The sequence below is a fragment of the Actimicrobium sp. CCI2.3 genome, from assembly GCF_035019065.1.
Taxonomy (GTDB): Bacteria; Pseudomonadota; Gammaproteobacteria; order Burkholderiales; family Burkholderiaceae_D; genus Actimicrobium.
The window spans coordinates 78,228-89,535 of sequence record NZ_JASJWR010000024.1 but is presented as its reverse complement, the minus strand read 5'-3'; the positions used below and the strand labels follow the sequence as shown (position 1 = coordinate 89,535).

Sequence of the window (11,308 nt, the reverse complement as noted above, 5' to 3'; positions counted from 1 at the left end):
CTTGGCACCGCTTCGCGCTAAATCCTGCATTTACTACGAAGCAAAATTGGTCAAGACGTTGCTCGTGAGGCGCTTACGCTCTTTGCATCTGCGGAACTAACAACATCTCAAATGTATAAAAACACCAGGTCAGGAGATAAAACGAAGAAAACGAAACGGATCCGCTGAGGTGTAGGCAGTGATTGCCAAGCAGGCTACGGAGTGATTCAACCGGAAGACTCCCACAACGATCGATCGTTCTGTTAAATATACGGAGAAATGAAAAAACCAGGCGAGCCTGGTTTTCTTTAACACGGTGCCACAAGAACAAAATTACTCAGCATCATCCAACTCGACAGCTGCCGAGTCATCGGGTCGATCCAACAGCTCAATGTAAGCCATCGGAGCATTGTCACCAACCCTGAAACCCATTTTGAGGATCCGGAGATAGCCACCATTCCGGTTTGCGTAACGCGGACCAAGTTCTGCAAATAATTTAACCACCATTTCGCGGTCACGCAATCGATTGAAAGCCAGACGCTTGTTAGCAAGTGAATCTGTTTTTCCAAGCGTAAGAATCGGTTCAATGACGCGACGCAACTCTTTGGCTTTAGGCAAAGTGGTTTTGATGGCTTCATGGCGCAACAACGAAACAGTCATGTTCCGAAGCATTGCAAGACGGTGTGAGGAGGTACGATTTAATTTACGAAGACCGTGGCGATGACGCATGATAAATCCTTTAATATAAAAATATAAACCCAGCTCTTCGATCGTCGAAGTAACCACTACGACGCGGGCCGGTATTCAAAAAAATAACGAGGTCGCATTATGGACCTCGATACGAATACATACAGCTTTATTTTTCCAAACCTGCAGGCGGCCAATTTTCCAGCTTCATTCCCAACGTCAAACCACGGGACGCCAACACTTCTTTGATCTCGTTAAGTGACTTACGACCCAGATTAGGCGTCTTCAGCAACTCGTTTTCACTACGCTGAATAAGATCACCAATGTAATAAATATTTTCAGCTTTTAAGCAATTCGCTGAACGAACTGTCAGTTCAAGATCATCTACCGGGCGAAGCAAAATAGGATCAACTGAAGGCGCGCGAGATGGTGCTTCCGCCGCAGCCTCAGTACCCTCAAGGGCCGCAAACACGTTTAGCTGATCAACAAGAACACGTGCCGACTGCCGAATTGCTTCCTCAGGTGAAATTACGCCGTTTGTCTCGATATTAATTACTAATTTATCAAGGTCGGTGCGCTGCTCAACGCGGGCTGACTCGACCGAATAAGAAACTCGACGCACAGGTGAAAAAGAAGCATCAAGAATAATACGGCCAATTGTCTTGTTAGCATCTTCAGTTAAACGACGAACGTTACCTGGCACATAGCCGCGGCCTTTTTCGACTTTTATCTGCATGTCTAGCTTACCGCCGGCCGTCAAGTGAGCGATCACATGACTTGGATTGATAAGTTCGACGTCATGAGGTAAATCTATATCAGAAGCTAAAACCTCGCCCTCACCCTCTTTTTTCAAGGTCAATGTGACTTCGTCGCGATTATGCAATTTGAAGACCACACCTTTCAAATTCAGGAGCATATCAACAACGTCTTCTTGCACACCATCTAGAGATGAATATTCGTGGACTACGCCAGCAATAGTCACTTCAGTTGGAGCATAGCCAACCATTGACGACAAAAGGACGCGCCGCAATGCATTACCCAAAGTGTGGCCATAGCCGCGCTCGAAGGGTTCCATCACTACTTTCGCATGTCCGGCACCAAGGGCCTCAACTTCAATAATACGGGGCTTCAAGAAACTGTTCTGCATTTCAAATCCTTTTCAATACCCTCGGCTCATTACACCGATAAGGCTGACAACACGAACAAAAGCCCGCCAGAATACTGGCGGGCTCAAACCTGAACTATTAACGGGAATAGAGTTCGACGATCAACGACTCATTGACGTCATGCGCGATTTCGCTACGGTCAGGAACGGATTTGAATGTCCCTTCCATCTTCTTTGAATCTACGGCGACCCATGAAGGCATACCGATCTGCTCGGCAAGAGAAAGCGCCTCAACAATACGGACTTGCTTCTTAGCCTTTTCACGAACAACGATCATATCCCCGACTTTCACCTGATATGAAGCAATGTTCACAACTATTCCATTAACTGTGAATGCTTTGTGCGACACAAGCTGACGGGCTTCTGCCCGCGTCGATCCAAATCCCATCCGATAAATAACATTATCAAGACGAGCTTCTAACAACTTCAACAAGGTCTCGCCGGTATTACCCTTACGACGATCTGCCTCAGCAAAATAACGTCGGAACTGACGCTCCATCACGCCATACATGCGTTTTACTTTTTGCTTTTCACGCAGCTGATTACCATAATCAGACGTACGAGCACCTGAAGTACGACCGTGCTGACCAGGCTTCGAATCTAACTTACATTTAGAGTCAAGCGAACGGCGAGCACTTTTCAGAAAGAGGTCAGTACCTTCACGACGGGAAAGCTTTGCCTTTGGACCAATATAACGTGCCACGGTGAATCCTTTAAAATATAACGAAACGGAACGAGAAAAAAACTCAAAACCGAATCGCTAGTTTGATCTACCAACTATCAAACAGTGGGCTTAAATTTATGCCGCCGATCAACAACTCAGACAGGCGGCAGTTAAATACAAATGCGAATTATATGCGACGGCGCTTTGGAGGACGGCAGCCGTTGTGCGGAACCGGAGTCACGTCTTGAATCTGGGTAATCTTTATGCCCAGATTGTTGAGCGCACGCACAGCGGATTCACGACCAGGTCCAGGACCCTTAATGCGTACTTCCAGGTTCTTAACGCCACACTCAACTGCAACTTTACCAGCGGCCTCAGCAGCAACCTGCGCGGCAAAAGGAGTCGATTTTCTCGAACCCTTAAAACCGGCCCCACCAGAAGTCGCCCAAGACAACGCATTACCTTGACGATCGGTGATGGTAATAATCGTGTTATTGAAAGACGCATGAATATGTGCGATTCCCTCAGCGACATTCTTTTTAACTTTTTTACGAACGCGAGCCGAAGCAGCGTTGTTTGGGGATTTTGCCATGATTATTTCCTAGATTCCATCGAATCAGACAAATGTCTGATTATTTTTTCAACGACTGGGCTGCCTTGCGCGGACCCTTGCGCGTGCGCGCATTGGTACGTGTTCGCTGACCACGGCACGGTAAACCCTTACGATGACGTAACCCACGATAGCAACCCAAATCCATCAATCGCTTGATGTTCATTGAGACCTCACGACGAAGATCACCTTCCACGACAAACTTGGCGATTTCATCGCGAAGTTTCTCTAGTTCACTATCGTCAAGATCCTTAATTTTCTTTGTAGAAAGAACGCCCGTGCTCTCGCAGATTTTAATTGCGCGTGGACGACCGACTCCGAAGATGGCTGTAAGGCCAATTACGGTATGTTGATGATTTGGGATATTAACCCCTGCAATACGTGCCATTCGTTATTCCTCAATCAATAACGTTAAATTAACCTTGGCGCTGTTTATGGCGCGGTTCGATGCAAATGACTCGAACGACGCCTTTGCGCTTAATGATCTTACAGTTGCGGCAGAGCCGCTTAACTGATGCGAGCACTTTCATTTTGGCCCTCTCTCTTTCAGTTCTAGACTAGAAATTAATATTACTTTGTACGGAAAACAATACGTGCCCGACTTAGATCATATGGCGTGAGCTCAACCGTTACCTTGTCGCCAGGAAGAATACGGATATAGTTCATTCGCATCTTCCCAGAAATATGACCTAAAACAACATGTCCATTTTCTAACTTTACTCTGAAGGTCGCATTAGGAAGATTCTCGAGAATCTCACCCTGCATCTGTATTACGTCGTCTTTTGCCATTCGGTATGCTCGGTCTCCTGGGCGCTTAGCGTGTCGGAATTCCGCCCTTGAAATTCGCTTTACGAAGTAGTGATTCGTATTGCTGCGACATGACGTAGTTTTGAACCTGCGCCATAAAATCCATCGTTACTACTACGATGATCAATAAAGATGTACCGCCAAAGTAGAACGGAACTTTGTATTTCGCGACAAGAAACTCAGGAAGCAGACATACTAAAGTGATGTACACCGCTCCAGCCAAAGTCAAGCGAGTAAGGATCTTGTCTATATATCGAGCTGTCTGATCACCAGGCCTGATTCCAGGAACAAATGCACCACTCTTTTTCAAGTTATCTGCTGTTTCCTTGCTATTGAATACAAGAGCAGTGTAAAAGAAACAGAAAAAAACAATCGCAACGGCGTACAACAACGCGTGAATAGGTTCACCCGGAGCCATTGAAGCGGACAAATCCTTCAAAAATCTTACAAAAGGGTTTGTAGTCGCACCAGAAGTGAACCAACTCGTAATAGTTGCAGGGAACAAGATTATGGACGACGCAAAAATCGGTGGAATAACACCCGCCATATTTAGCTTAAGTGGTAGGTGACTACTCTGACCGCCATAAATCTTGTTACCAACTTGCCGCTTAGCATAATTAACTAAAATCTTCCGTTGCCCACGCTCGATGAATACGACAATAAACGTTACTGCTGCAACGATAAGACAGATAAAAATTGCAGAGAAAGCATTCATCGAACCCGTACGAACCAGCTCAAACAAACCACCCAGCGCGGTGGGCAGCCCGGCAGCAATGCCGGCAAAGATTATAATCGAAATACCATTGCCAAGACCGCGCTCAGTAATTTGCTCACCCAACCACATCAAAAACATCGTGCCAGTTACTAAGGTTACGACGCATGTGAAACGGAAAGCCAGACCAGGATCTAATACTAAACCTGCCTGTGATTCAAGAGCAACTGCGATGCCTAAAGCTTGAAAAAGAGCGAGGAACAGTGTTCCGTATCGTGTGTATTGAGTGATCTTACGACGACCAGATTCACCTTCCTTCTTTAACGCCTCTAGCTGGGGAGAAACTATCGACATCAACTGCATGATGATCGAAGCAGATATGTAAGGCATGATTCCGAGAGCAAACACCGTAAATCTCGATAACGCTCCTCCCGAAAACATGTTGAACATTCCAAGAATGCCACCCTGGTTTTGCTTGAACAACTGCGCTAATTGAAGAGGATCAATCCCAGGTACCGGTATATGAGCACCAAGCCTGAAAACTACCAAGGCTCCAAGTAAAAACCATAACCGGCCCCAAGGGAAACCACTCGATGAACTTTTAGCAAGCTGAGGACTAGTCGCCAATTACTGCTCCAATCAGATTGATACGTTACGCAACGGACCCACCAACAGCTTCAATAGCTACCTTGGCACCCTTTGTAACGATAAGACCCTTTAAGGACATCTTCTTTGTAAGATCGCCAGAAAGAATAACCCGTACTACGCGGGCAAGATCGGAAATAACTCCAGCTTGCTTTAACGTAAGGATATCAACCTCGCCAACAGGTAAGCGCTCGAGATCCGACAACCGAACTTCAGCCTTGTAAGGCGTAGCGAGCGATTTGAAACCACGCTTAGGGAGACGACGCTGTAAAGGCATCTGACCGCCTTCAAAACCAACTTTATGAAAGCCACCCGCACGAGACTTTTGACCCTTGTGCCCGCGACCAGCTGTCTTACCAATGCCGGAGCCAATTCCACGACCCACCCGACGCTTATAGTGCTTTGCACCGTCTGCTGGTTGAATACCGTTCAATTCCATAATTTTTCCTAATCGCAAGCCTGCGCTTACGAAATGACTTTTACGAGGTAAGAAACTTTATTGATCATGCCGCGAACTGACGGCGTATCCTCAAGCTCCGAAACCGAATTAATCCCACGAAGACCTAACCCGCGCACGGTTGCACGGTGGGTCTCACGCGTACCGATCAAGCCTTTGACCAATGTGACTTTTACTGTTTTCAACATTACATTCACCTTAGCTCAAGATATCTTCGACTGACTTACCACGCTTAGCAGCGATGTCAGAAGGAGTGTTCATTTTGGCGAGACCGTTCAGTGTTGCACGAACCATGTTATAAGGATTCGTAGAACCATTCGACTTTGCCACAACGTTGGTCACACCCATGACTTCGAATATCGCACGCATAGGACCACCAGCAATAACGCCCGTACCTTCTTTTGCAGGGGCCATCAGAACTGACGATGCACCATGCTTACCAGTAACAGTGTGTTGCAGAGTGCCGTTTTTCAAAGTGACCTTGATCATCTTGCGGCGGGCTTCTTCCATCGCTTTTTGTACGGCAACTGGCACTTCCTTAGACTTGCCCTTACCCATACCAATACGACCCTCACCATCACCAACTACCGCGAGTGCAGCGAAACCCATGATCCGACCGCCCTTGACCACTTTGGTCACGCGGTTAACAGCGATCATTTTTTCGCGCATGCCATCATCTGGCTTCTCGCTTTGCATCTTGGATTGCATTTTTGCCATGATGAATTTTCCTTAGAACTTCAGACCAGCTTCACGAGCCGCTTCGGCAACTGCCTTGACGCGACCGTGGTATCTAAAACCAGAGCGATCAAACGCAACCTCAGCGATGCCAGCAGCAAGAGCTTTCTCAGCCACTCGCTTACCGACAACTGCCGCAGCAGCTGCATTTCCGCCCTTACCCGAAAGGCCTGCAAGCTCTAAACGAACTTCTGCCTCAAGAGTCGAAGCCGATGCAAGAACCGTCGCATCGGGGCCAATGATACTTGCATAGATGTGCAAATTAGTCCGGTGAACGGCTAGGCGTGTAACCTTTAACTCTGCGATCTTTGCACGAGTTTGGCGTGCGCGGCGCAGACGTGATTGTTTCTTATCCATCGTCAACCCCTATTACTTCTTCTTAGTTTCTTTAATTACGACCACTTCATCCGAGTAACGGACGCCCTTGCCTTTGTAAGGCTCGGGTGGGCGGTAAGCGCGAACTTCGGCTGCAACCTGACCAACACGCTGACGATTGATTCCTTTAATGAGAATCTCAGTCTGCGTTGGCGTAGCACAAGTTACTCCGTCTGGCATCTGATGAACTACAGGATGTGAAAACCCAAGCGACAGATTTAACTTGTCACCCTGAGCCTGCGCCTTGTAGCCGACACCAACCAGATTAAGCTTCTTTTCGAAGCCCTTGGTAACGCCGTTAACCATGTTATTCACAAGTGCACGCAACGTACCAGACATCGCATTAGCTTCCCGGCTGTCATCAGCCGGTACAAAAACTAGTGCACCATTATTATTTTCAACTTTAACCAAACCATTTAAGGCCTGGATAAGCGTACCAAGCGGACCTTTGACAGTAATCGCCTGATCAGAAATTATCGCTTCAGCGCCACTTGGCAGCGCTACTGGCATTTTACCTACTCGTGACATCTTGCACTCCTTAGGCGACGTAGCAAATAACTTCGCCACCGACACCGGTTGCGCGCGCTTTGCGGTCTGTCATGACGCCTTTAGGAGTGGAAACAATTGCCACACCAAGCCCATTCATGACGTTAGGAATATCATCCTTGCCCTTGTAGATACGTAACCCAGGACGGGACACGCGCTCCAAGCGCTCAATTACTGGACGACCAGCGTAATACTTCAAACCGATTTTGAGTTCCGCTTTACCACCGGCTTCGGTGACTGCGAAATCTTCGATGTAACCCTCGTCCTTGAGAACGATAGCAATCGCAATTTTTACTTTTGACGACGGCATCGAAACCGAAGTCTTTTGTACAACCTGCGCGTTGCGGATACGGGTCAGCATATCGGCGATAGGATCGCTCATACTCATTGCATATTCTCCTATTACCAGCTTGCTTTTGTCATACCGGGAACTTCACCACGCATGGCGACTTCACGGAGTTTAATACGGCCCAAACCGAACTTACGGAAAGTGCCACGTGGGCGACCAGTCAACGCACAACGATTGCGTTGCCGTGTCGGAGCAGAATTGCGAGGCAGCGCCTGCAACTTCAGACGCGCTTCGTAGCGCTCTTCGTCCGACTTCGATTGGTCATCAATGATTGCCTTTAACGCTGCACGCTTACCAGCGAATTTCTTCACTAGATCAGCACGCTTCTGTTCGCGGTTAATCAATGCCAGCTTTGCCATGGCAGCCTCAGTTTCTAAACGGGAATTTAAAGGCGGCGAGTAGCGATTTCGCTTCATCGTCGGTCTTGGCGGTTGTCGTGATACTAATATTCATACCACGCAACACATCGATCTTGTCATACTCAATCTCGGGAAAAATAATCTGTTCTTTTACGCCGATATTGTAGTTACCACGGCCGTCAAAAGCGCGACCTGAGATACCTCGGAAATCGCGAACACGTGGCAACGCAACTGTCACGAACCGATCAAGAAACTCGTACATATGGGCACCACGAAGAGTGACCATACATCCGATAGGATAACCTTCGCGAATCTTGAAGCCTGCAATCGCCTTACGAGCTTTTGTAACGACTGGCTTTTGTCCAGCAATCTTGGTCAGATCCCCTACCGCATGCTCAATAATCTTCTTATCAGCAATCGCTTCTGACAAGCCCATATTTAAGGTGATCTTTAAAATCCGCGGCACTTCCATCACAGACTTGTATGAATACTTAGCTGTCAAATCTGCGACGATTTTTTCTTTGTAAAACTCTTGTAGACGGGCCATGATCTTTAAACCTTTACAGCTTCGCCATTGGATTTAAAAATGCGAACGAGACCACCGTCTACAGTTTTAAATCCAACACGATCAGCTTTGCCTGTTGCAGCATTAAACAAAGCTACATTCGACACATGAATTGGCATCAACTTGTCAACGATGCCGCCAGTTGTACCAGTCATCGGATTCGGCTTGGTTGCTTTTTTTGCAATGTTGATACCATCAACTAAAACATGATCAGCATCGATTCGCTTGAGAATCGTTCCGCGCTTACCCTTGTCTTTACCAGCCAATACGATAACTTCGTCGTTTTTCTTAATCTTATCCATTACTACCCCTTACAGGACTTCAGGAGCAAGGGACACGATTTTCATGAACCGCTCAGTGCGCAGCTCACGTGTCACAGGCCCAAAAATGCGCGTACCAATCGGCTCGAGCTTCGCATTCAGCAGCACAGCAGCATTGGTATCAAATTTCACCAGTGAGCCGTCTTGGCGACGAACGCCTTTAGCTGTACGAACCACGACTGCATTATAGATCTCGCCTTTTTTGACACGACCACGGGGCGCTGCGACTTTCACAGTAACCTTGATCACATCACCAATTCCAGCATAACGACGCTTGGAACCACCGAGAACCTTAATGCACATAACTTCGCGCGCGCCGGTATTGTCGGCTACTTCTAGCCGGCTTTCAGTTTGAATCATAATATTTTCTTTCCCAACTTAACCCGAACAATCCGCACAATGCGGCATTACGGTCAGTCTTGGTCCCGTCAGCTGATTTTGCAATCATTGCCGATTGGGTGGACAATTTCCAAAACTTCGATCTTAATATTCGCCTACTTAAATACCCGTGGAGTACAAAGCACTGCGAAGCCCAGCATTATGTCAGAAATAAGCTGGGCATTCAACTATTGCTTAAACTATTTGCACTGCTTGAACTACACGAGTAACTGTCCAGGCCTTTGTCTTCGAAATCGGACGACCTTCCTGAATCTCAACCGTATCACCTGTCTTGGCCTGGTTGGCTTCGTCATGTGCATGATACTTATTAGATCGCATGATGATCTTTCCGTATAACGGATGTTTAACATGACGCTCGATTAACACAGTAACTGTTTTGTCCATTTTGTCAGACACCACTTTACCAATCAGCGTGCGCTTGAGCGCTACCTTCTTCACTGGATCGTTCATTATTTGGCGTCCTTCACGTTCATAACAGTTTTTACACGAGCAATGTCACGGCGCACTTTTTTGAGTTGAGACGTGTTGTTCAGCTGCTGGGTGGCGATCTGCATGCGCAAACCAAACTGAGCCTTCAACAACGCGTTCAGTTCAATAGTCAAAGCCGCTTGATCCTTGCCCTGGAGTTCTGATGTCTTCATATTCACTCCCTTTATTGGCCGACTTGACGAACGACGAACGTAGTCAACAGCGGCAGTTTAGCGGCAGCGAGACGAAACGCCTCACGTGCCAATGTCTCGTCAACGCCATCCATCTCGTACAGCATTTTACCTGGCTGGATTTCAGCTACGTAATATTCAGGATTACCTTTTCCGTTACCCATCCGAACTTCGGCTGGCTTTTGCGAAATTGGCTTGTCCGGGAAAATACGAATCCAGATCCGACCACCACGTTTAATATGACGTGTCATCGCACGGCGTGCGGCTTCAATTTGACGGGCCGTAATGCGACCACGACCGATTGCTTTTAAACCGAACTCGCCAAACGAAACTGCAGTACCTCTCGAGTGAGAGATACCTTTGTTGCGTCCTTTTTGTTCCTTGCGGTATTTTCTGCGTGCTGGTTGCAGCATGATTATTCTCCTGCTTTCTCAGCTAGTGCCGGAACTGCTGCATCAGCAGGACCGTCAGGCTTCTTAGCGCGAACACGTTTTGCCGCAGGTGCCGAACCGGGAGCACTCGCGCCAGGAGGACCATCAGGACGTGCAGTACGTGGACGCGAACTTGGTTTCCCGTCATCGCGACGTGGACCACGACGCTTCTTGTCGTCATCGCCAGCAACGTCAACGGTTGGCGTTTCGCCACTCGCGAGACGATCACCTTTGTAGACCCATACCTTGATGCCAATGATGCCGTAGGTGGTCAATGCCTCGCCAAAACCGTAATCAATATCAGCACGCAACGTATGAAGTGGAACACGACCTTCGCGGTACCATTCCTTACGTGCAATTTCGATACCATTCAAACGGCCCGACGACATGATCTTGATACCTTGAGCACCGAGACGCATCGCATTTTGCATTGCACGCTTCATGGCACGCCGGAACATAATGCGCTTCTCAAGCTGCTGAGCAATAGAATCAGCAATCAATTGCGCATCTGTTTCTGGCTTCCGAATTTCTTCGATATTGACATGAACCGGAACACCCATCATCTTACCAAGGGCTGTCTTCAGTACCTCAATGTCCTCACCCTTTTTACCAATCACGACACCAGGTCGTGAGCTGTAAATCGTAATGCGTGCATTCTTTGCAGGCCGCTCGATAACGACGCGACCGACCGAAGCGTTCTTCAATTTCGTCTTCAAATAAGCACGAACCTTAAGATCTTCAATCAGCATGCTGGCAAAATTTGCATTGCCTGCATACCAACGTGAACCCCAATTGCGCGTTACTGATAAGCGAAATCCTGTTGGATGAATCTTCTGTCCCATCG

Annotated in this window: 22 protein-coding genes; all 22 read right to left on the bottom strand. The window is 47.6% G+C overall.

The window, feature by feature from the left end; genetic code table 11:
* Nucleotides 1–312 precede the first annotated feature (312 nt).
* On the bottom strand, nt 313–708 hold the full coding sequence (gene rplQ / locus QN370_RS14270) for a 50S ribosomal protein L17 (protein WP_322126056.1): 396 nt from the start codon (nt 706–708) through the stop codon (nt 313–315).
* 127 nt (nt 709–835) lie between these two features.
* Entirely contained in the window at nt 836–1,813 is a 978-nt protein-coding gene (locus QN370_RS14265) for a DNA-directed RNA polymerase subunit alpha (protein ID WP_322126055.1), read from the bottom strand.
* A 97-nt stretch (nt 1,814–1,910) separates the two neighbouring features.
* Entirely contained in the window at nt 1,911–2,534 is a 624-nt protein-coding gene (rpsD, locus tag QN370_RS14260) for a 30S ribosomal protein S4 (RefSeq protein ID WP_322126054.1), read from the bottom strand.
* A 148-nt stretch (nt 2,535–2,682) separates the two neighbouring features.
* Nucleotides 2,683–3,087, bottom strand: a complete 405-nt coding sequence (gene rpsK / locus QN370_RS14255) for a 30S ribosomal protein S11 (RefSeq protein ID WP_322126053.1) — start codon at nt 3,085–3,087, stop codon at nt 2,683–2,685.
* A 40-nt stretch (nt 3,088–3,127) separates the two neighbouring features.
* Nucleotides 3,128–3,493, bottom strand: coding sequence for a 30S ribosomal protein S13 (rpsM, locus tag QN370_RS14250; protein ID WP_322126052.1), 366 nt, complete (start codon nt 3,491–3,493; stop codon nt 3,128–3,130).
* Nucleotides 3,494–3,521: 28 nt separating this feature from the next.
* Nucleotides 3,522–3,635: a 50S ribosomal protein L36 gene (gene rpmJ, locus QN370_RS14245; protein WP_322126051.1), complete on the bottom strand. Its 114-nt coding sequence runs from the start codon at nt 3,633–3,635 to the stop codon at nt 3,522–3,524.
* 40 nt (nt 3,636–3,675) lie between these two features.
* Nucleotides 3,676–3,894, bottom strand: coding sequence for a translation initiation factor IF-1 (gene infA, locus QN370_RS14240; RefSeq protein WP_005663428.1), 219 nt, complete (start codon nt 3,892–3,894; stop codon nt 3,676–3,678).
* 25 nt (nt 3,895–3,919) lie between these two features.
* Nucleotides 3,920–5,251, bottom strand: a complete 1,332-nt coding sequence (gene secY, locus QN370_RS14235; RefSeq protein WP_322126050.1) for a preprotein translocase subunit SecY — start codon at nt 5,249–5,251, stop codon at nt 3,920–3,922.
* 25 nt (nt 5,252–5,276) lie between these two features.
* Nucleotides 5,277–5,708: a 50S ribosomal protein L15 gene (gene rplO, locus QN370_RS14230; RefSeq protein ID WP_322126049.1), complete on the bottom strand. Its 432-nt coding sequence runs from the start codon at nt 5,706–5,708 to the stop codon at nt 5,277–5,279.
* Nucleotides 5,709–5,734: 26 nt separating this feature from the next.
* Nucleotides 5,735–5,914: a 50S ribosomal protein L30 gene (gene rpmD, locus QN370_RS14225; RefSeq protein ID WP_322126048.1), complete on the bottom strand. Its 180-nt coding sequence runs from the start codon at nt 5,912–5,914 to the stop codon at nt 5,735–5,737.
* A 10-nt stretch (nt 5,915–5,924) separates the two neighbouring features.
* Complete coding sequence (rpsE, locus tag QN370_RS14220; RefSeq protein ID WP_009665904.1) at nt 5,925–6,443, bottom strand: 30S ribosomal protein S5; 519 nt, start codon at nt 6,441–6,443, stop codon at nt 5,925–5,927.
* A gap of 12 nt (nt 6,444–6,455) precedes the next feature.
* Nucleotides 6,456–6,818, bottom strand: a complete 363-nt coding sequence (rplR, locus tag QN370_RS14215; protein WP_322126047.1) for a 50S ribosomal protein L18 — start codon at nt 6,816–6,818, stop codon at nt 6,456–6,458.
* Between the two features lie 12 nt (nt 6,819–6,830).
* A complete protein-coding gene (gene rplF / locus QN370_RS14210) occupies nt 6,831–7,364 on the bottom strand; it encodes a 50S ribosomal protein L6 (RefSeq protein WP_322126046.1) in 534 nt (177 codons plus the stop codon).
* A 10-nt stretch (nt 7,365–7,374) separates the two neighbouring features.
* Nucleotides 7,375–7,770 (bottom strand): 30S ribosomal protein S8, encoded by a 396-nt coding sequence (rpsH, locus tag QN370_RS14205; protein ID WP_322126045.1) that lies wholly within the window; start codon nt 7,768–7,770, stop codon nt 7,375–7,377.
* Between the two features lie 14 nt (nt 7,771–7,784).
* On the bottom strand, nt 7,785–8,090 hold the full coding sequence (rpsN, locus tag QN370_RS14200) for a 30S ribosomal protein S14 (RefSeq protein WP_322126044.1): 306 nt from the start codon (nt 8,088–8,090) through the stop codon (nt 7,785–7,787).
* 7 nt (nt 8,091–8,097) lie between these two features.
* Nucleotides 8,098–8,637 (bottom strand): 50S ribosomal protein L5, encoded by a 540-nt coding sequence (gene rplE / locus QN370_RS14195; RefSeq protein ID WP_322126043.1) that lies wholly within the window; start codon nt 8,635–8,637, stop codon nt 8,098–8,100.
* Between the two features lie 5 nt (nt 8,638–8,642).
* Nucleotides 8,643–8,957, bottom strand: a complete 315-nt coding sequence (rplX, locus tag QN370_RS14190) for a 50S ribosomal protein L24 (protein WP_322126042.1) — start codon at nt 8,955–8,957, stop codon at nt 8,643–8,645.
* Between the two features lie 9 nt (nt 8,958–8,966).
* Nucleotides 8,967–9,335 (bottom strand): 50S ribosomal protein L14, encoded by a 369-nt coding sequence (gene rplN, locus QN370_RS14185; RefSeq protein WP_009665817.1) that lies wholly within the window; start codon nt 9,333–9,335, stop codon nt 8,967–8,969.
* Nucleotides 9,336–9,548: 213 nt separating this feature from the next.
* A complete protein-coding gene (gene rpsQ / locus QN370_RS14180) occupies nt 9,549–9,824 on the bottom strand; it encodes a 30S ribosomal protein S17 (protein WP_009665818.1) in 276 nt (91 codons plus the stop codon).
* Nucleotides 9,824–10,015 (bottom strand): 50S ribosomal protein L29, encoded by a 192-nt coding sequence (gene rpmC, locus QN370_RS14175; RefSeq protein ID WP_322123685.1) that lies wholly within the window; start codon nt 10,013–10,015, stop codon nt 9,824–9,826. The genes rpsQ and rpmC overlap by 1 nt, the downstream gene beginning before the upstream one ends.
* An 11-nt stretch (nt 10,016–10,026) precedes the next feature.
* Nucleotides 10,027–10,446, bottom strand: a complete 420-nt coding sequence (gene rplP, locus QN370_RS14170; protein WP_040723969.1) for a 50S ribosomal protein L16 — start codon at nt 10,444–10,446, stop codon at nt 10,027–10,029.
* Nucleotides 10,447–10,448: 2 nt separating this feature from the next.
* Nucleotides 10,449–11,306: a 30S ribosomal protein S3 gene (rpsC, locus tag QN370_RS14165; RefSeq protein ID WP_322126041.1), complete on the bottom strand. Its 858-nt coding sequence runs from the start codon at nt 11,304–11,306 to the stop codon at nt 10,449–10,451.
* Nucleotides 11,307–11,308 lie beyond the last annotated feature (2 nt).